This is a genomic window from uncultured Pluralibacter sp. (assembly GCF_913775985.1).
GTDB lineage: Bacteria > Pseudomonadota > Gammaproteobacteria > Enterobacterales > Enterobacteriaceae > Pluralibacter.
This window is the reverse complement of record NZ_CAJYMB010000094.1, coordinates 11,717-33,899: the sequence shown is the minus strand read 5'-3', so window position 1 is coordinate 33,899 and position 22,183 is coordinate 11,717. Positions and strand designations below refer to the sequence as shown.

Annotated in this window: 16 protein-coding genes; 2 read left to right on the top strand and 14 right to left on the bottom strand. The window is 59.3% G+C overall.

Annotation, left to right across the window (positions count from 1 at the left end; all coding sequences use genetic code 11):
- Positions 1-78: 78 nt before the first annotated feature.
- A complete protein-coding gene (xseA, locus tag QZ766_RS10375) occupies positions 79-1,452 on the top strand; it encodes an exodeoxyribonuclease VII large subunit (protein WP_297201227.1) in 1,374 nt (457 codons plus the stop codon).
- Between the two features lie 4 nt (positions 1,453-1,456).
- On the opposite strand, the gene QZ766_RS10370 is transcribed toward xseA, so the two are convergent.
- The 12 genes from QZ766_RS10370 to QZ766_RS10315 form a co-directional block, all read right to left on the bottom strand.
- On the bottom strand, positions 1,457-1,672 hold the full coding sequence (locus tag QZ766_RS10370) for a zinc ribbon domain-containing protein (RefSeq protein WP_297201225.1): 216 nt from the start codon (positions 1,670-1,672) through the stop codon (positions 1,457-1,459).
- Between the two features lie 298 nt (positions 1,673-1,970).
- Entirely contained in the window at positions 1,971-2,330 is a 360-nt protein-coding gene (locus tag QZ766_RS10365; protein ID WP_297201500.1) for a hypothetical protein, read from the bottom strand.
- 150 nt (positions 2,331-2,480) lie between these two features.
- Positions 2,481-3,959: a ribosome biogenesis GTPase Der gene (gene der / locus QZ766_RS10360; protein ID WP_297201222.1), complete on the bottom strand. Its 1,479-nt coding sequence runs from the start codon at positions 3,957-3,959 to the stop codon at positions 2,481-2,483.
- 83 nt (positions 3,960-4,042) lie between these two features.
- Positions 4,043-5,221: an outer membrane protein assembly factor BamB gene (bamB, locus tag QZ766_RS10355; RefSeq protein WP_297201219.1), complete on the bottom strand. Its 1,179-nt coding sequence runs from the start codon at positions 5,219-5,221 to the stop codon at positions 4,043-4,045.
- Positions 5,222-5,231: 10 nt separating this feature from the next.
- Positions 5,232-5,852 carry a YfgM family protein gene (locus QZ766_RS10350; protein ID WP_297201216.1) on the bottom strand — a complete coding sequence of 207 codons (621 nt, stop codon included), beginning with the start codon at positions 5,850-5,852 and terminating at the stop codon, positions 5,232-5,234.
- Between the two features lie 32 nt (positions 5,853-5,884).
- On the bottom strand, positions 5,885-7,159 hold the full coding sequence (gene hisS / locus QZ766_RS10345) for a histidine--tRNA ligase (RefSeq protein WP_297201214.1): 1,275 nt from the start codon (positions 7,157-7,159) through the stop codon (positions 5,885-5,887).
- Positions 7,160-7,251: 92 nt separating this feature from the next.
- Positions 7,252-8,373, bottom strand: coding sequence for a flavodoxin-dependent (E)-4-hydroxy-3-methylbut-2-enyl-diphosphate synthase (ispG, locus tag QZ766_RS10340; protein ID WP_297201211.1), 1,122 nt, complete (start codon positions 8,371-8,373; stop codon positions 7,252-7,254).
- 26 nt (positions 8,374-8,399) lie between these two features.
- On the bottom strand, positions 8,400-9,407 hold the full coding sequence (rodZ, locus tag QZ766_RS10335; RefSeq protein ID WP_297201208.1) for a cytoskeleton protein RodZ: 1,008 nt from the start codon (positions 9,405-9,407) through the stop codon (positions 8,400-8,402).
- A 246-nt stretch (positions 9,408-9,653) separates the two neighbouring features.
- Complete coding sequence (locus QZ766_RS10330) at positions 9,654-10,820, bottom strand: bifunctional tRNA (adenosine(37)-C2)-methyltransferase TrmG/ribosomal RNA large subunit methyltransferase RlmN (protein WP_297201205.1); 1,167 nt, start codon at positions 10,818-10,820, stop codon at positions 9,654-9,656.
- Between the two features lie 226 nt (positions 10,821-11,046).
- Complete coding sequence (gene ndk, locus QZ766_RS10325) at positions 11,047-11,478, bottom strand: nucleoside-diphosphate kinase (RefSeq protein ID WP_297201202.1); 432 nt, start codon at positions 11,476-11,478, stop codon at positions 11,047-11,049.
- A gap of 169 nt (positions 11,479-11,647) precedes the next feature.
- Entirely contained in the window at positions 11,648-13,972 is a 2,325-nt protein-coding gene (gene pbpC, locus QZ766_RS10320; protein ID WP_297201200.1) for a peptidoglycan glycosyltransferase PbpC, read from the bottom strand.
- Position 13,973: 1 nt separating this feature from the next.
- On the bottom strand, positions 13,974-18,929 hold the full coding sequence (locus QZ766_RS10315) for an alpha-2-macroglobulin (RefSeq protein WP_297201197.1): 4,956 nt from the start codon (positions 18,927-18,929) through the stop codon (positions 13,974-13,976).
- 175 nt (positions 18,930-19,104) lie between these two features.
- Here QZ766_RS10315 and sseA point away from each other — a divergent pair, with 175 nt between their 5' ends.
- Positions 19,105-19,953 carry a 3-mercaptopyruvate sulfurtransferase gene (gene sseA, locus QZ766_RS10310; protein WP_297201193.1) on the top strand — a complete coding sequence of 283 codons (849 nt, stop codon included), beginning with the start codon at positions 19,105-19,107 and terminating at the stop codon, positions 19,951-19,953.
- Between the two features lie 54 nt (positions 19,954-20,007).
- Here the strand turns inward: sseA and sseB are convergent, their stop codons facing one another.
- Complete coding sequence (gene sseB / locus QZ766_RS10305; protein ID WP_297201190.1) at positions 20,008-20,784, bottom strand: enhanced serine sensitivity protein SseB; 777 nt, start codon at positions 20,782-20,784, stop codon at positions 20,008-20,010.
- A 60-nt stretch (positions 20,785-20,844) separates the two neighbouring features.
- Positions 20,845-22,131 (bottom strand): aminopeptidase PepB, encoded by a 1,287-nt coding sequence (gene pepB / locus QZ766_RS10300; protein ID WP_297201497.1) that lies wholly within the window; start codon positions 22,129-22,131, stop codon positions 20,845-20,847.
- Between the last annotated feature and the right edge of the window lie 52 nt (positions 22,132-22,183).

Here is a 22,183-nt window from a genome sequence, read left to right as displayed (position 1 = left end):
AAATAATACTTGCCATCCCCTGTCGGCGGGTTACTATCGACTGAATAACCTGCTGATTTAAAATTTGATCTCGCTCACATGTTATCCTCTCCGACCTCCACTATTTTTACCGTAAGCCGCCTTAATCAGACGGTACGTCTGCTGCTGGAACAGGAGATGGGCCAGGTCTGGATCAGCGGCGAAATTTCAAACTTTACCCAGCCCGCTTCCGGGCACTGGTACTTCACCTTAAAAGACGACGGAGCCCAGGTGCGCTGCGCGATGTTTCGCAACAGCAACCGCCGGGTCACCTTCCGGCCCCAGCACGGCCAGCAGGTGCTGGTCCGCGCGAATATCACGCTGTACGAACCCCGCGGCGACTATCAGATCATCGTTGAGAGCATGCAGCCGGCCGGTGAAGGCTTGCTGCAGCAGAAATACGAGCAGCTGAAGACGAAGCTGTCCTCTGAGGGGCTGTTCGATCAGCAATTCAAGCAGCCGTTGCCCTCCCCGGCCACCTGCGTTGGGGTGATTACCTCAAAAACGGGCGCCGCGCTGCACGATATTCTGCACGTTCTTAAGCGTCGCGATCCGGCGCTGCCGGTGATCATCTATCCGACCGCCGTTCAGGGCGACGATGCCCCCGGACAGATTGTGCGCGCTATCGAACTGGCAAACCGCCGCGGCGAATGCGACGTGCTCATCGTCGGGCGCGGCGGCGGCTCGCTGGAAGACTTGTGGAGCTTTAACGACGAGCGCGTGGCGCGGGCGATTTTCGCCAGCGTAATTCCGGTGGTCAGCGCCGTCGGCCACGAAACGGACGTCACCATCGCCGACTTTATCGCCGATCTGCGCGCGCCGACGCCGTCGGCGGCAGCGGAAATCGTCAGCCGCAACCAGCTTGAACTGCTGCGCCAGGTACAGTCAGCGCGCCAGCGTCTCGAGATGGCGATGGACTACTACATCGCCAGCCACAGCCGGCGCTTTAGCCAGCTTCACCACCGCCTGCAGCAGCAGCATCCCGAATTGCGTCTGGCCCGCCAGCAGGCGGTGCTTGATAAACTGCGCCAGCGTCTGGGCTACGCCCTTGAAGGCAGGCTCAAGCGCGCTACCCAGCAGCAGCAACGGCTGATGCAGCGGCTGAATCAGCAGAGCCCGCAGCCGCGCATTTATAGGGCTTCGAGCAGGATAAAACAGCTGGAGTATATGCTTGCAGAACGCATCCGCGCCCGGCTGAGCGGTGCCAAAGAGCGCTTCGGTACTGCGGCTACCCATCTGGAAGCGGTCAGCCCGCTGTCCACGCTGGCGCGCGGCTACAGCGTCTCAACCACCGCCGAAGGCGCGCTGGTGAAAAAGGCAAAACAGCTGAAGGCCGGCGACATCCTGAATACTCGCCTGAGCGACGGCGTGGTCGAGAGTGAAGTGGTTAGAATCACGCCGCAGAAGAGAAGCCGGGCCCGCAAAGCAACCTGAATCTTCAGGTAAGGCTGAACGCCACGCGCTTTTTAGAGATCAGACCGTGTCCGTGCTGGCAGAAGTAATCTACCGCGCCGCAGGCTTTTAACACTTCAAGCGGCTGATGACACTCCGGACAGCGTGCCGACACGGTAAAGTCTCGTTGGCAGCCTGAGCAGTGCGCCATTCCGCTGCTCGGCTCAAGATCTGAATGGCAATTCGGGCAAGTTAATTCCATCGTAATATTCCCACAGAAAAAATGCTACGTTACCCGAATTGCCGCCGGGGTGCCACATCGCAGGGAGCCCGCTCTGCTCCTGCAATGTGGCATAATTTAATTTGCTAAGAACGTAAATGCATAACCATTATTAAGATATTTATTTACTCATTGTTAGGTAAGCTTAATTAATATCAGGATACAAAAAGAGGGGTTAAATAAATTTTATCGGGGACAAATTCGGAGTTTGTAACACGCTTACATAATAAAAGCGAGCCAGTAAACTGGCCCGCTGGGATAATGTAGAAACAAAGCGTAATTAGTTGCTGACTTTGTTTTTCAGGTCGCTGGCACCTTCTTTAGTGCTGTTCCACGCCTTTTCAGATCCCTGCTTGGTTTTATCCCAGGCCTTTTCGGAACCCTCTTTAGTTTTGTTCCAGGCCTTTTTAGAGCCTTCGCTGATTTTGCTGCTGGTGTCGTTGCTCTCACCTTTCACAGCATGCTCAGATTTCTGCTTCAGCTCATCACCGCGGTGCTGGGCTTTGTGCAGTTTTTCTTTCGCAGTATCAGCGCTTTCGTGCGCCTGCTGCACGGTATCATCAGTCGCGTGAGTAACCGTGTTAGCAAAAACAGGTGCAGCCATCATAAGAGCAGAAAGTGCAATAATTGTCTTTTTCATCATGATTCCCTCATTCATTCGTTTTGATAAACCAGTGGAAACAAGTCTGGCACACATTTATGAACTTGCCATTAGGAATAAACTGTAATTGCCATCACACCATTATGCAATAAATAAAAACCCGCACGGAGTGCGGGTTTAAATAGGTTATTATTTGCCTTTCTTAATATGCTTAATGAGGCGTTTACGCTTGCGCATCTGATTTGGCGTCAGAGTATTACGCTTATTCGCAAACGGGTTTTCACCCTCTTTAAACTGAATGCGAATTGGCGTCCCCATTACGTCCAGGGACTTGCGGAAATAGTTCATCAGATAGCGCTTATAGGAATCCGGCAGGTCTTTTACCTGATTCCCGTGAATAACGACGATCGGCGGGTTATAGCCACCGGCGTGCGCGTATTTAAGCTTCACGCGACGGCCGCGCACCAGCGGCGGCTGGTGATCTTCAGCGGCCATATTCATGATGCGGGTCAGCAGCGCGGTGCTGACGCGGCGGGTTGAGCTGTCGTAGGCTTCGCGTACGGAGTCAAACAGGTTGCCAACGCCGCTGCCGTGCAGGGCAGAGATAAAGTGTACACGGGCAAAATCAATAAAGCCCAGACGATAGTCGAGGGTCTCTTTAACCTGCTCACGCACTTCCTGACTCAGGCCGTCCCACTTGTTGACGACAATCACCAGCGAACGTCCGCTATTGAGAATAAAGCCGAGCAGGGAGAGATCCTGATCGGAAATGCCTTCCCGCGCGTCAATAACCAGCAGTACCACGTTGGCATCTTCAATGGCCTGCAGGGTTTTGATAACCGAGAACTTCTCAACGGTATCGGTAATTTTGCCGCGCTTGCGCACCCCGGCGGTGTCGATGAGCACATATTCGCGCTCGTCGCGCTCCATCGGGATATAGATACTGTCGCGGGTGGTGCCCGGCATGTCATACACCACGACGCGATCTTCGCCGAGAATACGGTTAGTGAGCGTGGACTTACCCACGTTAGGACGACCGACAATAGCCAGCTTGATAGGCAGGCTCAGCGGATCGAAATCATCTTCAGGCTCTTCCGGCGCTTCGCCATTCTGCTCGGCTTCAAACTGCGCCCAGTAAGCGGCGTCTTCGTCAATCTCTTCCGGCGGGGCGATATCGTCCATAAACGGCATCAGGACGTGCTCAATCAGCGAGGTTACGCCGCGGCCGTGGGAAGCGGCAATGGGGTGAATATCACCCAGCCCCAGCGACCAGAAATCGGCAACGGCCTGATCCGGATCGATGCCGTCCGTTTTGTTGGCGACCAGGAAAGTTGGTTTTTGGCGAGAGCGCAGGTGCTTAGCGATGCCTTCATCTGCCGGCATAAGCCCGGCGCGGGCGTCCACCATGAACAGCACCACGTCAGCCTCTTCAATCGCCAGCAGCGACTGCTCGGCCATGCGGGTTTCGACACCCTCTTCCGTACCGTCAATACCGCCGGTATCGATACAGATAAACTCGCGGCCTTCAACCTCGGCACGACCGTACTTACGGTCACGAGTCAGCCCCGGAAAATCCGCGACCAGCGCATCACGAGTGCGCGTTAGACGGTTGAATAGCGTGGATTTTCCAACGTTAGGGCGCCCGACAAGCGCGACCACAGGTACCATGTTAAATGCCTCTTAAATTCTAAAAACAGTAAAACGGCCCCTGCTGAACAGGGGCCGTTTGCAAAAATCTACCGCGAGCAAACTTAACGCGTAATTGAATACAGCGTACCGTCTTTCGCCTGAATCAGCAGCTGTCCGTTAGCAGCGACGGGATCGGTCAATAAACCGGAGCTGTCGAGCTTCTGCTGCGCAACAAACTGGCCGTCCTGAGGATTCATCCAGTGCAGATAGCCTTCGCTATCGCCAACCACCAGGCTGCCATTATACAGCACCGGCGCGGTCAGCAGGCGATGCAGCAGCGCAGTTTGCGTCCACAGCGTCACGCCGCCTTCAGTGTTCAGCGCCAGCACGCGGTCGGTCTGATCGACCATATAGATGCGGTTGCCGTCAACGATAAAGTTATTGACCGAACCGAGTTCGCGTTTCCACATTACCTGGCCGCTGCGCAGGTCCAGCGCGGTCAGGTTGCCGTTATAGGCCAGTGCGTAAACCACGCCATTAACGATAACCGGCGTCGTGTCCACGTCGCTCAGGCGATCGATTTCAGTCGGGCCCGTGGCCTGAGAAATGCGCTGCTGCCAGATAAGCTGGCCCTGCTGCTGCAGCACCGCGCTAACGCGGCCGTTGTCGCCGCCGACAATTGCGGCGCCAAACGCGCTTGCTGGCGCAGATTCGCCGCGCAGAGAAAGCGCCGGCATATCAAGGTTAACGGTCCACTTAATCGCGCCGTCAGTTTCGTTCAGCGCCTGCAGCTGGCCGTTACTGGTATGGATAAGCACCATACCATCGCTGACTACCGGGCGGGAGAGCGCTTCGCCTGCAACGCGCGTCTGCCAGGCCACCGTACCGTCGCTGGTGTTCAGCGCATAGACCTGCGCCTTCTCGGAGCCTACGTATACGTGGCCGCCAGAAACAGTCAGGCCACCGGACAGCAGCGCTGAAACACGGGAGAACCAGCCGTCTTTTTCAGCCAGGTTTACCGACCAGACTTCTTTGCCATCGCTGACGTTAACGGCTTTTACGGTGCCTTTGCGATCCGCTGCATACACCACGCTATCCGCAATGGCCGGATGCAGGTTGGAATAGAAATCGCCAATGCCGCTACCGACAGACGTACTCCAGTTAGTCGACGGAGAGAACTGGTTCTCTACCGTGGGCAGCGGAGACATTTTAACCACGTCTTCTTCGCTGCTAAACAGCGAGCAGCCGCTCAATAAAGTAACAGATAGCAGTCCTGGCAATAGTAATTTACGCAATTGCATCGGGTCCCTCTCAGATGGACAAATTATTCATTTTCATGCGCATCATTTCGCTGAGCGCCGATGAAGCATCGCTCTTCGCGCCAGCTTCCCAGGCAGCTTTCGCTCCCTGCTTATCGCCTTTGCTGAGCAGGATCTCGCCGCGTAAGTCCGCGACAATGGCGCTCCAGCCTTCGCCTTTAATCCCTTCAAGAGATTTCAGGGCGGCATCTGGCTGCTTCATCTGCAGCTGAACGCGCGCGAGGCGAATGCTGATAACCGATTTTAAATTTTTATCGGAAGCAGCAGACAGCGCATTTTGCAGCTGCTGTTCGGCTTTATCCAGCTGGTTTGCATCGACAAACTGCTGCGCCAATTCCAACGCGGCAAACGCACCGTAGGTATTTTTTTCACTGGCGGCAAACTTCTCGGCGGCGCCGTAAGTTTCAGGCTGGCCAGGTTTCAACGCAGTTACCGCATTTTCATAAACCAGCGACGCTTCGCGAGCGCTACCTTCCTGATGGGAACTCCAGTAGCGCCAGCCTACCAGCGCGCCAATACCCAGGATGACGCCAACAGCCAGCGCTTTACCGTTTTCGGCAAAAAAGCGCTTTACTGCGTCAACCTGTTCGTTTTCGTTAGCGTAGACTTCCACCCAGTTCTTCTCCTGAATAATATTTCCGGCAATTAGCCCAGCAGCGTCTGCAGCTGTGCGGCAACGCTATCCTGCGTTACTGTCGTCTGCTCACCAGAGCGTAAATCTTTTACCACCACGCTGTTGTCAGCAACTTCTGACTCACCCAGAACCAGCGCGACGCGAGCGCCCCACTTGTCCGCACGGGCAAATTGCTTCTTAAAGTTACCGCCGCCGTGGTTAGTCATTAGCTTAACGCCCGGCATCCGATCCCGAAGCTGCTCGGCAAGACGCATCGCAGCGACCTGCGTATCGGTGCCGGAGGCTACCAGGTATATATCGACAACGGGATCGGCTTTAAATTCCGGGTTAACCGCCTGAACCAGCAAAACTAAACGCTCAAGGCCCATGGCGAAACCGACACCTGGCGCCGCGCGTCCGCCCAGCTGTTCTACCAGGCCGTCGTAGCGGCCGCCGGCACACACGGTGCCCTGCGAGCCCAGGCTGTTAGTGACCCATTCGAAGACGGTGCGGTTGTAGTAGTCAAGACCGCGCACCAGGCGCTGGTTGACGGTGTAGGCAATACCCGCGGCGTCCAGCAGGGCGCACAGGCCGGCAAAGTGCTGCTGCGACTCTTCATCAAGATAGTCACCGAGCGCGGGGGCATCGTCCAACAGCGCCTGCACGTCCGGATTTTTCGAATCCAGCACCCGCAGCGGGTTGGTGTACATGCGGCGCTTGCAGTCTTCATCCAGGCGGTCTTTATACTGCTCAAGATAAGCCACCAGCGCTTCACGATAGTTTGCGCGCGCTTCCAGAGAACCGATAGAGTTCAGTTCCAGGCGCACGTGGTCGGCGATGCCGAGCGCGCGCCACCAGCGGGCAGTGAGCATAATCAACTCTGCGTCGATGTCCGGGCCCTGCAGGCCAAAGACTTCGCAGCCCAGCTGATGAAACTGGCGATAGCGCCCTTTCTGCGGACGCTCGTGACGGAACATCGGGCCGATATACCACAGACGCTGTTCCTGATTGTACAGAAGACCATGTTCAATGCCGGCGCGTACGCAGCCCGCAGTCCCTTCCGGACGCAGCGTCAGGCTATCGCCGTTGCGGTCTTCGAAGGTATACATCTCTTTTTCAACCACGTCGGTAACTTCACCGATAGCGCGCTTGAATAGTGGGGTCTGCTCTACAATCGGCAACCGAATTTCGCTGTAACCGTAGCTGCTGAGCACCTGCTTCAGTGTGCCTTCAATGCGCTGCCAGAGAGCGGTTTCGCCCGGCAGATAATCGTTCATGCCGCGGATGGCTTGAATGTTTTTTGCCACGTTTTTTCTCTTTATAGATACAAAAATGAACCCAGGCGCAGAAGCGCCAGCGGGTTCAATCATACACGGGAAGCGTGCCGCTTCCCAATACGTTATTTTGCGTCAACCTGCTGAATGTCGATACGCTGAGACTCATCGAGCATGCTGGCCTTGGCGCGAATGCGCGCTTCAAGCTGGCTTATCATATCGTCATTATCGAGCCGGTCTTTACGGACGCCGTCTTCATAGAGGCCGCTTTTCTTATTGCCGCCGGTCACGCCGAGCGTGGAAACCAGCGCTTCACCCGGACCATTAACAACGCAGCCGATAATAGAGACATCCATCGGGGTAATAATGTCCTCCAGCCGCTCTTCGAGTGCGTTAACGGTGCCGATAACGTCGAACTCCTGACGCGAGCAGGTGGGGCAGGCAATAAAGTTGATGCCGCGGGCGCGGATGCGCAGCGACTTCAGAATATCAAAGCCGACTTTGATCTCTTCAACAGGATCCGCCGCCAGCGAGATGCGCAGCGTGTCGCCGATCCCTTCAGAGAGCAGCAGCCCCAGCCCGATCGCTGATTTAACCGCCCCGGCGCGCGCGCCGCCCGCTTCAGTGATGCCCAGATGCAGAGGCTGATCGATATGCTTCGCCAGCAGGCGATAGGATTCAACAGCCAGGAAAACGTCGGAAGCTTTGACGCTGACTTTAAACTTGTCAAAGTTGAGCCGGTCGAGATGATCCACATGGCGCATGGCGGATTCATACAGCGCCTGCGGCGTAGGCTCGCCGTATTTTTCCTGCAGATCTTTTTCCAGCGAACCGGCGTTTACGCCGATGCGGATAGGAATATTATGATCCCGCGCGCAGTCAACAACCTGGCGGATACGCTCTTCGTTACCGATGTTGCCGGGATTGATGCGCAGGCAGTCAACGCCGTACTCGGCGACTTTCAGGGCAATACGGTAATCAAAGTGAATATCGGCGACCAGCGGGACGTTAACCTGCTGTTTGATAAGCTTAAAAGCTTCTGCGGCGTCCATGGTGGGCACCGAAACGCGCACAATGTCCGCGCCAACGCGCTCAAGGGCTTTAATTTGATTGACCGTTGCCGCCACGTCCGTGGTGCGCGTGTTGGTCATTGACTGCACGGCGATGGGAGCCCCATCGCCGATTGGCACGTTCCCAACGTATATACGCGTCGATTTTCTACGTTGAATCGGAGCCTGGTTATGCATGTAAAATCTCCCGCGTTACGCGTCCGTTACTGCGCCTGAGCCGGTGCTTCATCACCTTTCAGGGACAGACGTGCAACCTGGTTAGTTCTGATAAAACGACTCAGGTCGACAGGTTTACCCTGGAACTGAATCTGAACCGCTGCCGGTGCGCCAATTTTAAGCTTGTACGGCAGCTGGCCGTTGACGTTCAGGCTTGCGCCTTTGCGTTGCATGCCGCTGAACAGTTTCTTACCGGTCGCATCGCTCACTTCCAGCCAGCAGTCGGCGGTAAAGGTCATGGCCAGCGCATTCGGTTCTGCTGCGGGGGTAACGGCAGCCTGGTCGGTCGGCAGCGCCCCATCGCCAGTACCTGTAGAATTCGCCGCCGTGCCGGTAGTGTTATCAACATTAGCCTGTGACGGAGAAACCGCGCCGTTAGCCTGCGGATCTTGTGTCGTCGGCTGCGCAGCGGTTGCCGCGCTGTCGCTTGACGGAGTTGCCGTTTCCGGCTGAGTGCTGCCAGCAGCATCGGCTGGCGCGCTCTGCCCACCGCTGGTATCGAGCGGAACTTCCTGGCTGGTGTTATTAGCGTTCAGCTCTGCGGAAGACTGGTCCGCCATGGTGCTGATCTCTTCCTGCTGCGCCTTGTGGTTCTGCCACCACCAGGCGCCGGTCAGGCCGACAACCACAAAAAGCACCAGCCAGGTAAATGTCATTAGCCAGCCGTCGCGCTTCTTACGGCGCTTGCCTAAGGAGATGTGCTGTCCCGGCTGCATTTTGGCCGACTTCATCGGCACCTGCTTTGCCATCATCGGCAGCAGTTCGTCTTCAGGCACGTGGACAAGGCGGGCGTAGGAGCGGATGTAGCCGCGCAGGAAGGTTGCAGCGAGCTCTGCGGGTGCCTTATCGTCCTCAATATCACGGATCGTGGAGACCTTCAGACACAGGCGCTCTGCAACGGATTGCTGGCTAAGTCCGAGTTGTTCACGGGCGTTACGCAGACGCGTACCCGTTGTGTGTGCTGCTTGTGGGTCTTGAGTGGCTTCAGTATTCATTCGCTACAGCTGCTGGTACGTAAAATTTAAGATTCAGGTGCCGCTGGAGCCAGCACCGCGAAGCATCCGATTGTCTAACGTCAAGCTGTCGATGCAGGCATGTAGGCCTAACGTATTGTTGGCCCGGTACATACTGCCTCAATCCGCATCGAAACGCACCGTAATTATTAAAGGGATCGGTACGCTTCGCTTAATCCTTAGACATCCTCGACGCCGCCCGCATTTCCGCACGCGGCGTCAGGTTGTTCAGACTGCTTTTACCGCTATCGGTTCACCCTGCATGCGTTTACGCATCGTACGCTTGGTGCGGTCAATCACTTCACCCGCCAGCTGTCCGCAGGCCGCGTCGATATCGTCGCCGCGGGTTTTACGTACGATAGTCGTAAAATCATAGCTCATCAGCACTTTGGAGAAGCGATCGATGCGGCTATTGGAGCTGCGGCCATAGGGCGCGCCCGGGAAGGGATTCCACGGAATCAGGTTGATCTTGCACGGTGTATCTTTCAGCAGCTCCGCCAGCTGGTGCGCGTGCTCGGTACCGTCGTTAACGTGATCGAGCATGACGTACTCAATGGTCACGCGGCCCTGGTTGGCGTTGGATTTAGCCAGATAGCGGCGAACCGCGGCGAGGAAAGTTTCAATATTGTACTTTTTGTTGATCGGCACGATTTCATCGCGGATCTCATCGTTCGGCGCGTGCAGGGAGATAGCCAGCGCTACGTCGATCATGTCGCCCAGCTTGTCCAGCGCCGGCACGACGCCGGAGGTGGAGAGCGTAACCCGGCGTTTGGAAAGACCAAACCCGAAGTCGTCGAGCATAATTTCCATCGCCGGTACGACGTTGGTCAGGTTGAGCAGCGGCTCGCCCATTCCCATCATCACCACGTTAGTGATAGGACGCACGCCGGTTTTCTTCTGCGCGCCGACAATTTTCGCCGCCCGCCAGACCTGGCCGATAATTTCGGAAACACGCAGGTTGCGGTTAAAGCCCTGCTGCGCCGTCGAGCAGAATTTGCACTCCAGGGCGCAGCCTACCTGCGAGGAGACGCAGAGCGTGGCGCGGTCGTCTTCCGGGATGTACACCGTCTCAACGCGCTGATCGCCCACGGCGATCGCCCACTTGATGGTGCCATCGGAAGAACGCTGCTCCTCAACCACTTCCGGCGCGCGAATTTCGGCCACTTCTTTAAGCTTTGCGCGCAGGACTTTGTTGATGTCGGTCATCTCGTCAAAGTCGTCGCAGCAGTAGTGATACAGCCACTTCATCACCTGATCGGCGCGAAACGGTTTTTCACCCAAATTTTTAAAAAACTCGCGCATCTGCTGACGGTTTAAATCCAGCAGGTTAGTTTTGACATCTTTGTTGGGCACCGTCAGATCGGCGCAATCAGGCGTGATAATTTGTTCAGACATAATGGTTTCCGGCCTCGTTGTTACACGTTGTGGCCCCTGGAGGGTTAAAAAGGACGCCCCGGTCAGAGTCGGACTCTTCCGGGGCGTCGCATTGTACAAATTCTGGCGCATGATTGCCACGCCTGCAAAAAGTAATAATATAAATTTACTACTTTCTCAGAATCCGCCGGGTTCTTTGGGTCGCGCAGGTCGACGAATTGCCGCCTGCGCAATCAAAAGAGGCGAATTAGCGGGTGCGCGGGCACACTTCGCCTTCAGCGAAGAAGTAGGCGATTTCGCGTTTTGCAGACTCAACGGAGTCAGAACCGTGGGTGCCGTTTTCGGTGAAGCTGTCGGCGTAGTCGGCGCGCAGGGTGCCTGCCAGCGCGTTCGCCGGGTTGGTAGCGCCCAGCAGATCGCGGTGGCGCTGCACGGCGTTTTCGCCTTCAAGTACGGAAACCACGATCGGGCCGGAGGTCATGAACTCCACCAGGCCGTCAAAGAACGGCTTGCCGTCATGCTCGGCGTAGAAACCGCGCGCCTGCTCAACGCTCATGTGCAGCATTTTGGTGCCGACAATTTTGAACCCTGCCGCTTCAAAGCGGGCAAAGATACTGCCAATAACGTTTTTTGCCACCGCGTTTGGTTTGATGATGGAAAAAGTACGTTCAATAGCCATTGATAACCTCTGAATCCAGTAAAATGTTCTGTTGTATGACGCATCCTGAGACGCGGTTTCGATCTGGCGCGCATTATAAAGAGCAATACGCCCGTTGCCTATGGCTGCAAATAACATTTTCTTAAAATAAAACCATTAGCAGCAACATATCCAGCCTGCCGCCCGGCCGCTACTGCAACGAAAACGTGACAGCCGCCGTCTGTCCACCCTCGTCCATGACCACCAGCTGATAGGCCCCTGCCTGCTGCAGATGCAGCGTCAGCGCCGCCCCCTCGCTCTCCTGGGGGGTTCCGTTGATAAACCACCAGCGCCGCCCTTCCCCGCCGCTGGTTTGCAGCACCAGCGGCGCCATTGTGACTCCCGGCAGACGGCGAATAACCGCACCGTCCCTGACGCCGGAAAGCAACAGCGGTGGCGGGTGATGAATATTCAGCGGCGGGCAGGTTTTGGATGCGGCGGGTATCCGCGCCGCGCGCCGTTCAGCGGGCGGCAGCCAGGGCTCCAGCGGCAGAGGCCAGACATTCAGCATCTGTTCGCGCGCATCCGGGCAATCTGGCGCAACGCGTTCGCCCCGGGCATTCAGCCAGACGGGAAAACGAATGCCCTGCATTCCCTCCTGCCCCGGCAGCAGCAGTGTGGGCGGCTGGCTACCATCGAGCAGCCACGTCGAAAGCCGCCGCCGGCAGTTGCCGTCCCCGGCGGGAAGCGACTGCCCGCCGGGCCAGCAAATAGTGCCTGCCGATACGGAGGCCGGGCGAGGATCGCCGGGCAGGCCGCTTTTATCGCTATTTGCCCGGGCCAGCAGCAGGTTACTTATCTGATTAAGCAGCGGCACCGCGCTGATAAAGCCGAACTGCCCCACCACCGGCGTGCCGTCCGGTCGCCCGGTCCAGATACCGATAACGTAGCGCGCATTCACCCCGATTGCCCAGGCGTCGCGATAGCCGTAGCTGGTGCCGGTTTTAATCGCCAGCGGCACTACAAGCGGCAGCGCACCGTCCGGCACCGGCTGCTCCTCTCCCGCCAGGATACGGCGAATAATCCACGCGGCGCCCGGCGACAGCAGCGGACGCTCAACCAGCGGATCGTTCGATAGCAGCCGCAGGCGTCCTGCCTTACCGCCGCGCGCCAGCGCGCTGTAGGCCGCCACAATATCCGCCAGCCGCGCGCCGGCACCGCCGAGGCTGAGAGAAAGGTTCGGCTCCGCGCCGGCGGGCAGTATCAGCGGCAGTCCGGCATTGCGCAGCCTGGCGGCAAACTGTCTGGGGCCATAGGCCTCCAGCACCTGTACCGCAGGCAGGTTCAGGGAGCGTACCAGCGCGTCGCTCATACTTACAGGCCCGTGAAAGCCGCTGTCGAAATTGCCCGGCCGGTAGTCGCTGAAGCGGCGCGGTACGTCCTGCAGCAGCGACACCGGATGAATCAGCCCATCGTCCATCGCCAGGCCGTAGATAAAGGGCTTCAGCACCGAGCCCGGGGATCGCACCGCCGTCACCATATCAACGTGGCCAAAGCGCATATCGTCGTTGATGTCCGCCGAGCCAATCCAGGCGCGCACTTTCATGGTGGTGTGATCGACAACTACGGCGGCGAGCGAGCTGCGCGGCGGCAGGCGCGACTTCCAGCCGAGGGCAATATCTTCAAGCTGGCGCTGCAGGCCGGCGTCAAGAGTGGTCACCACTTTAGTATCCCGGCTGGCGGCCAGCACCCGGCGGGAAAAGAGCGGCGCCAGCTGCGGCATCTGCCGAGGAAACAGCCACACCGGCTCTTCTTTTGCCTCTTTTACCGTCTCGAGAGGCCACTGCTTCTGCATCGCCATTCGATCGAGAACTTTATCCCGCGCCGCCCGGGCCCGCTGCGGCCAGCGGTCCGGGCGCAGGCGGCTGGGGGCCTGCGGCAGCACCGCCAGCAGCGCCGCCTCGGCATAGCTCAGCTCAGCCGGTGATTTGCCAAGATAGGCCCAGCTGGCGGCTCCTACCCCCTGCAGCGTGCCGCCAAAGGGCGCGCGGTTGAGATACAGAGTCAGGATTTGACGCTTGTCCAGATGCCACTCCAACTGCAGCGCGCGCCACAGCTGGCGTACTTTACCGCCAAACGTGCGCGAGTGGGGGTCGAGCAGCCGCGCTACCTGCATGGTCAGGGTGCTGCCGCCGGAAATGACCCGCCCGGCGCGCATGTCCTGCCAGGCCGCGCGCGCCACCGAGAGCAGATTGACGCCGGGATGTTTCCAGAACCAGCGATCTTCATACTGGATAAGCGCGTCGAGGTAGCGCGGCGAAACCTCTTCGATAGTCACCGGATAGCGCCAAATCCCGTCATTGTCGGCAAAACGCCACAGCGGCGTGCCGTCCTCGGCAACCACCACCCGCGCCGGAGCGACGTCGTGCAGCGGCAGGGGCCAGATCCTGTCGGCCGCCAGCAGCAGCAGACAGCCAAAAACGACAAATCCCGCCGGCCAGCGCCAGCGGGATTTTTTTAAGTAACGGAACAACACGTTACGGCTTGACGATCAGCGGCCCGCTGGCAGCGCCGGTAGCGCGCCACTGCGGTACGTACATCGACTCGACCTGCGGCACCGGCACTTCATAAGTCCCCGGCGTGACGGCGCGGGCCAGGTAAACCAGCGTCACCGGCTCCCAGCGCTTCACCGCCACCGCGGCCACAAAGCGGTCATCGCGAAACTCGATGTGCTGGATATCCGACTGCTGCATCTGATTAAGCAGGTTCTGCACCTGCGCGCCGTTATCCTGCAGGCTGGCGCTGCTGCTGGCCAGATTCTGGTTTTCCAGCTCCAGACCGGCAGGCAGCAGGTCGACCACCAGCGCATCCGGTACGCTCTGGGTGGCTTTAACCAGCAGATGAACCAGTACCAGCTCGCCGCTGCGCAGCGAAGAGAGAGATAGAGGCTGGCCGTTAGCATCAAGGAACCGGCGCTCAATCTGCAGTACGTTGCTGGACGGCTGCGGCGCGGTCTGCGGATAGCCGCTGCTGTCCAGGCGCAGCCACAGCGGCTGCGTACCGGTATTGGTCACGTTCAGGGAGGCAAGCTCTTCCGCATTCAGGCTGCGCGTTTGCGAAACGTCGCCGCCCAGCGGCGCTGCCTGCAGGGAAGTTTGCGCCTGCCAGCTGCCCGGCAGATTCTGTAGCCCTTTCGCTGCGAGGAACAGGGCGTTCAGCTCCTGGGTGGAGAGCCAGTTCTGGCTAAATGCCTGCTCTGACAGCGTATTGAGCAGCGTATTTTGCGCCTGCGGCAGCAGCTTGTTCTCTTCCAGCAAGCTGAGCATCAACGCGCTGTCGCGCATCTCGCTGCCGTAGTCCCCAAGCCAGCTGTTTTGCGTCTGGCGCGAGGTTTTCAGCCCCAGCTCAATAGCCTGAGAGCCGCGCTGTGCATCACCCATCAGGTTCAGCGCCAGGCCCAGCTGCATCAGCGGCAGGCCGGCTTTTGCCTGACTGCGACGCTCCCAGACTTCGCGCAGCGCGCCCAGCGGCGCCTTCTGCTGACGGGCCAGCACCAGCGCGGCGTAGCCCTGTACGGCAAAGCGGCTGGCGGCGCTGTCGCTGCTGTAGCGCAGGGTCATCAGCGACGGCTGCTGGAGATAGCGCAGCAGGCGATTGTTGCCTTTGGTGAGGCTCTCCGCCGGAACGCTGTAGCCCTGCTCGCTGGCGCGGGTCAGGAAATCCATTACATAGGCGGTCAGCCAGTACTCTTCCGGGCTCTCTCTACTCCATAGACCGAAACCGCCGTCGCTGCGCTGCATCTGCAGCAGGCGGGAAATGCCTAGATCGATGGCGTCACGGCGGCTGGCGTCGCTGTCGCCCTTGATACCCAGCGCTTTTAGCTGCGCGGCGCTGGTGTACAGCTGCGGGAAGAGGCCGCTGGTGGTCTGCTCCAGACAGCCGTAAGGATAGGCTTTCAGCTCGCGGATATAGCGTCCGAGGTTGAGCGGCGGTTTTGCGCTAAACAGCAGCTGGCCTTCCAGGGTAGTCGGCGAGAACCCTTCGAGATGCGAGGCCGGCGCGTGCCAGCTTTCACCGGGCTGTAGGGCAATACCGCTGTTAACGGTCTGCGCCGGGAAAGCCGGACGCACGCCGATCTTCCAGCTTTTACGCAGCGGGGTGATGTTTTCACCCGGCAGCGTCAGGCCGCTGACTACAGCAGTCACTTCGCCGTCGCCAAAGCCCGGCTTCGCGTTAACCGGCACAAACAGGGTTGAGCGCTGACCCGGGGCCAGCGTGACCGGCTGCGGCTGGCCGCCCTGCACCTGCAGCATGCCGCTGCTGCCGAGTTCGACGTTCAGCGTCTGCGGACGATCGGTCAGATTGCTGAGATCCAGCGCCAGGCGGCTGCTGTCTCCGCCCGCGAGGAAGCGCGGCGCGCTCAGTTCGGCAATCACCGGTGCGGCAACCACCACTTTGCTGTCGCTGCTGCCAAAATCGTCGGCGGTCCATGCCTGGGCCATAACCCGCAGTTCGCCGTTAAAGTCGCCGATGGGCAGCGTCACGCTGCCCTCGCCGTTATCGTCAAGCTGCACTGGCTGGGCCTGCTGCGCCACGATGTTAACGTGATTGACCGGCGGTTTTCCGCCCCGCTGCAGCTCGTCCCCGTCGCCGCCGAAGCGCAGGCTGGCAAGGCGACCCTGCCCTTCGATCACTTGACCATAAATATCATAGATATCTGCGCCGTAGCGCTTCTGACCAAAGAAGGCATTCCACGGATCCGGCGTAGCGTAATCGGTAATGTTCAGCACGCCGCTGTCTACCGCGGAGACCAGCACGTTAACCTGCTTCGGCACCGAGCCGCTCTTGCTGCTGGCTTTGATTTTCACCGTCAGCGGCTGGTCGGGGCGCATTTTCGCCGGCGCATCCAGCGCCAGCGTCAGGCGGCGACTTTCATCCCCCAGCGGCAGATGCAGCAGGCCTACCGCGCGCTTGGGCGTGGCTGATTTGGATTTATCACCGGAGCGAACCACCAGCGCGCTGAGATAGAGATCGTGACGGTTCCACGCCCGATCTACCGGAATATCGAGATCCGTACCGCCGGCGGGCACATTAATTTCCTGCCACCACAGCGGCCCTTCGCTGGACTCAACCATCGCATAGCCTTTACCCGCCGCCGGGGCGTCCAGGTGCAGCTTGATGGTATCGCCCGGCTTATAGGCGGGTTTATCGAGCTTCATGGTGACGCGATCCGGACGCGCCGCGCCGCTGCCGCCGCTGTTGTCCTGCCAGCTGTAGCCCGCCCAGAAGCGCAGGCTGCTGACGGTATCGTCCGGCCCTTTCACTTCCAGACGATAGGCGCCCCACTCCACCGGGAAACTGACGTTGCCGACTTCATCGGCTTTCAGGTTCAGGCTGGTTTCGCCCTCAACCAGATCTTTTTGATCGTACTGGGATTGCCAGCCCTCGCTGTCGGACCAGTTCCAGTAGTAGTCGCGACGCTCGCGGATCAGCCGCACCTGCAGATCGCTGACCGCTTTTTTGTTGCCCTTCGCGTCGGCGTAGACAATATCGAATCCGGCGCTGCTGTTATCATCCACCATCGGCTGGCTGGTGGTGGTGTCGGTGCGGTAGTTGTAGACCGGCTTGCTGGCGAACTGCGGGCGAATGCCCGCAAGCGCCTCCGCCGGCCAGATCGGCTGTACCGCGCGGCGGCTCACCGGACGACCGCCGGATTCCAGCAGGCTCGCCTGCAGGATAACCTGCAGCGGCGAATGGGTTTGCTGCCACTGGCTTTCGAGGCTGATATCGCCGCGCCCCTGGGCGTCGAGCTTGAGCTCCACTTCATCCAGGGTGCGGGAAAGGTTCTCCTCGGCGATATCACCGAACTGGAAGCCGGGAAGCGCGGCCACGGCGTCGCGCAGCGGGCGCAGGAACAGTTTGCCCTGCAGCGTGTTGCCGCCGGCGGGCGCGCCGTACAGATAGTCCCCCGCGACTGCAAAACTTACGTCGGCATTTGGCGCAACCGGGTCTTTTTCCGGCGTCAGCGTCAGCTTCATGCGCTCGGGCATAAAGTCTTCAACGTGGAAATCCCACTCGCGCGCCTGGTTATCGCCGGTGCTGGCGCGAATATGCCACATGCCGGTCGCGGCGGTGGCGCTAAGCGGCCAGCTCAGCTGATAGAGGCCGTTGACCGCATTACTCATCACGGTGCGGATCACCTGGCCGTCAGGCTGAACAACTTCCAGCTTCACCGGCTGATCCGCCAGCGGCTTGCCGTCACTGTCGCGCAGCAGCCCGTTGACGATTACCGTCTCGCCGGGACGATAGAGGTCACGCGGGCCAAACATGAAAAACTGCTTGCTGTAGCCCGGCGCGCCGGCGATATCAAACTCCGCCAGATCCAGCGCGGGCAGCTTGAGATCCAGCAGCGTGGTCTGCCCGTCTTTGCGGGCCAGCAGCAGCGCGGCGTTTTTGTCGGTTTCAAGGGTTACGTGCCCCTGACCGTCGCTGGTGGCCTGCGCCAGGGTCTGCCCCTTCTCATTGAGCAGCTGCACGTCGATGCCGGACTGCGCGGCGCCGCTCTCGAGGCTCTGGGTAAAGACGTCAAGACGATTGTGGTAGCGGTGGGCAGACACGCCGAGATCGCTCAGCGTAAAGAGCGTGGCGGCGTTGCTGTAGCTGTAGTGCCCTGCCTGATTCATCACTGCGATATAAACACCCGCCTGCTGCAGCGGTTTGATATCACTCAGCGGCAGCAGCAGCTTTTCGCGGGTATTGCGCTGCGGATCCAGATCGAAGCGGCCGGTGTAGACCAGATCCGCCATTTTCAGCAGCTCTTCCGATTCCCAGTTGCTGACCGAGCTGCGGTATTCCCAGCGACTAATAAAAGACGCCAGCGATTCGGGCTTCACCCGGAAGAAGTTAACGTCAACGTTATCGACGTTGAGGGCCATCACCGGCAGGCCGGCGATCACTTTCCCCGGCAGCAGCGAGCCGCGGCTGGCAAAGCCAACGCTGGGCTGAACGTCGCGGGTTGTCAGTTTTTTCTCCAGGCTTTCGCCGAGGGTATTTTTATTAAGCGCGATAAGCCCTGGATCGACGGTCAACACCAGGCTGCGCTTTGGCTCCAGATGGCGCATGCGCAGCTCTTTCAGGTTCGGCGCCAGCTCCCAGGCGCCGTCCACTTTGCCGCTTTTGGTATCCACCAGGTGAGCAACGCTTGAAAAGTCCTGATTCGGATCGAGAGGGACGGAAAAGGTCAGCACCAGCGTGGCTGCGCCGTCGAGCTGAACTTCTGACGCATCAAGCAGAGTCAGCGCCCGGCCCTGGCTTTGCGCCGCCAGCGCCTGCAGTTTGGCCGGATCGGGTTTGACCGGCGCGGGCTGTTCCGCGGTTTCAGCGGGTGCTGCGGGCTTCGCCGCCTGCGGTTGATCGCTGCTGTTATCGCAGCCTGCCAGCGTAAATGCGGTAAGCAGCGCCAGCGACAGCGCTGCTAAACGAAACGGTTTCATCCTGTAACCCCCGGCCCCAGAGCCTTTCATTTTTTAGTGATGCAATAGTATGCGTAATACACTTTTTTACAAGTGCGCAAAAAGACTGCTCATTTTCGCAGATGCCGCGTCGCGCCCTTGCGCTTGCGGCAAAAACACCGACAATCTGTTTACCTACAGGTCAATGGAGAGAACCATGAGCACCTCTTTTTTTGTCGCCGCCGACTGGCTGGCCGAGCACATTAACGATCCGCAGATACAGATCCTCGATGCCCGCATGGCACCGCCGGGTCAGAACGATCGCGATATTGCAGCAGAGTATCGCGCAGGCCACCTGCCGGGCGCGGTGTTTTTCGATATTGAAGCCCTGTCCGATCGCACCAGCCCGCTGCCGCACATGATGCCGCGCCCTGAAGCCTTCGCCGTCGCCATGCGCGAGCTGGGGATCGACAGCGATAAACATCTGGTGGTCTACGATGACGGCTCGCTTTTTTCGGCACCGCGCGCGTGGTGGATGCTACGCACTTTCGGCGTGGAGAATGTGTCGATTCTGGCGGGCGGTCTGGCCGGCTGGCTGAGAGACGAGCTGCTGCCGGAGACGGGCAGCGTTGAACTGCCGGAAGGCGAATTTGAGGTAAAGTTTGCGGCTGAGAATATCAGGCGCCTGCCTGAGGTACTGCTCGCCAGCCACGAAGGCAACGTTCAGCTGGTTGACGCCCGTCCCGCCCCGCGCTTTCTGGCCGAAGCCGACGAGCCGCGCCCGGGCCTGCGGCGCGGCCACATTCCCGGCGCTAAAAACGTGCCCTGGAACGAACTGGTGGAGAACGGCGAACTGAAAACGACAGATGAGCTGGCGGCGCTGTTCCACAAGCAGGGTATCGATCTGCACCAGCCCATTATCGCCAGCTGCGGCTCCGGCGTTACGGCGGCGGTAGTGGTGCTGGCGCTGGCAACGCTCGGCGCGCAGGATGTAACGCTGTATGACGGTTCGTGGAGTGAATGGGGCGCGCGGGAAGATTTACCGGTCGCGCCGGCTGCACGATAACCCTTTGATCCATAACATAAGCGGCCTGCCCGTAATCGCGGGCAGGCCGCCGCATCAGATAATCCGGTTCTGCTTGAAATCCCGCAGGAAGCTGCCCCAGCGCTTCTCATAAAACGGCGTGATGTGTGCCAGCATAAAGTGACTGATGCCCGGCTCACCTTCGGCTACCAGGCATACGTCCACCGGCTCATCGCCGGGCAGAGTATCCATCGCTACGCTGCCGGTCGCCTGAATCGCTTCCTCAACGTCTCCTTCCACCTCAATACCGATCAGCAGATTCGGCTGCTCGTCGGCCTGCTCTTTTATCGAGCACAGGAAGGCGCGCTTGACGGTTTTCAGCGTCTTAAACAGTGTCGTCAGGGAATCAATCATCTGCGCGGGCGGCTCCGCCACTTCTGAGAGCAGCAGTGCCGCGCCGCCTTCGAGAACAGTCTGGGTACTGAGCGGATTTCCCTCTTCGCCAATCAGGTGGCTGATTTCCCGCGGGGTAAACTCTTTTCCGGCGGGCAAGCGGGCGTTGAGAAACAGCGTCTCGCCAAGGGTCATTTCAAACAGGGTGCGCACCGGCATCACCACGAAGGCCTGCTCGCCGCTGACCGCCTGCTGCATCGCCTCCAGCGACGTGAAGAAAGGGATCGCCGAAGTGCCGTCCTCTTTTTCCCAGTGCTGAAGATCGAGCGCGCTGTCTTCTACCACCTGCTCGCCTTCGGCGGCAGTGCCGGGCACCCAGACGGTAGACTCCAGCAGCGTGCGGAAAAAGGCCGGACGGTGGGCGGGTTCGGTAGCCGCCTGCGCCAGCAAAGTTTCTAATTCGTTTTTCGTTTCGGACATGGTTTTCACACGAATAAAGGCCGGGCGGCAGGCTGCCGTCCCGGCCTGAAAGTTAGTGACTTACTCTGCGGTGAGCAGATTGGCAATAGTGCGCACGCCCAGCCCGGTCGCGCCCGCAGACCATTGTTCAACGGCCGCTTTGCGGTAGGTTGCGGAGCAGTCAATGTGCAGCCAGCCTTCACGGTAGTTCTCCACGAAGTGCGACAGGAATCCTGCTGCGGTGCTTGCCCCCGCCGGGTAGGTGGCGCTGCCGGTATTGTTCAGCTCGGCAAAGTTAGACGGCAGCTGGCTGCGGTGGAACTCGGCCAGCGGCAGGCGCCAGAACGGCTCGTTTTCGGCGGCGGCGCTCGCCATCAGGCGGTTCACCAGCTTATCGTCAAAGCTGAACAGCGCGTGGTAGTCGTTGCCCAGCGCGGTTTTAGCTGCGCCGGTCAGGGTTGCCGCGTCGATAATCAGGGACGGCTTCTGCGCCGAGGCGTCAATCAAGCCGTCGGCCAGCACCAGGCGCCCTTCCGCATCGGTGTTCATCACTTCCACGCTCTTGCCGTTGCGGTAGTGAATGATGTCGCCGAGCTTGAAGGCATTGCCGCTGACCATGTTGTCGGCACAGCAGAGGAACAGCTTAACGCGCTTGTTCAGACCGCGGGTAATGGCAAACGCCAGCGCGCCGGTCACGGTGGCCGCGCCGCCCATATCGGACTTCATGGAGTCCATGAACGCGCTCTGCTTGAGGCTGTAGCCGCCGGAGTCAAAGGTGATACCTTTGCCTACCAGGCAGGCGTATACCGGGGCACTTTCGTCGCCGGTCGGGTTATAGTCCAGCGCCAGCAGCACCGGCGGACGCTCGGAACCGCGCCCGACAGTGTGCAGGCCCATGTAATTCTGATCGCGAAGATCTTCGCCTTTAGTGATGCGGTAGCTGACCTTTTCGCCAGCCACCAGATGCAGCAGATCCACCGCGCGCTGCGCCAGCTGCTCAGGACCGAGTTCTTCCGCCGGCGCGTTAATGGTGTCGCGAACCCAGTCGATAATGGTCAGGCGGTTATCCAGCTCGCCGCGCTGGGCGTCATCCAGCTCGGCCCACTCAACCTGACGCTTGCCTTTCGGCCCTTTATAACCGGCCCAGAAGGCCCAGCTGCGATCTGCGTCCCAGCCGTCGCCGCTCAGGGCAACGTGCTTAATGCCGAGACCGTCAATTTTGCGCGCCGCGCGCTGGATAAGTCCCAGGTCGTCCCGGCCGTTCAGGTGCAGGGTGATTCCATTGTCGTTGATGCTGTAAGTGGCTTTTTCGCCCCAGCGCGCGTCTGCAGGCTGGGTAGAGAGCGTAATCTTCATCGCCTCGGTCATGGTCATTATCCTTATCTTGTTAAATGGGCCGCCCGAAGGCAGCCCAGATTAG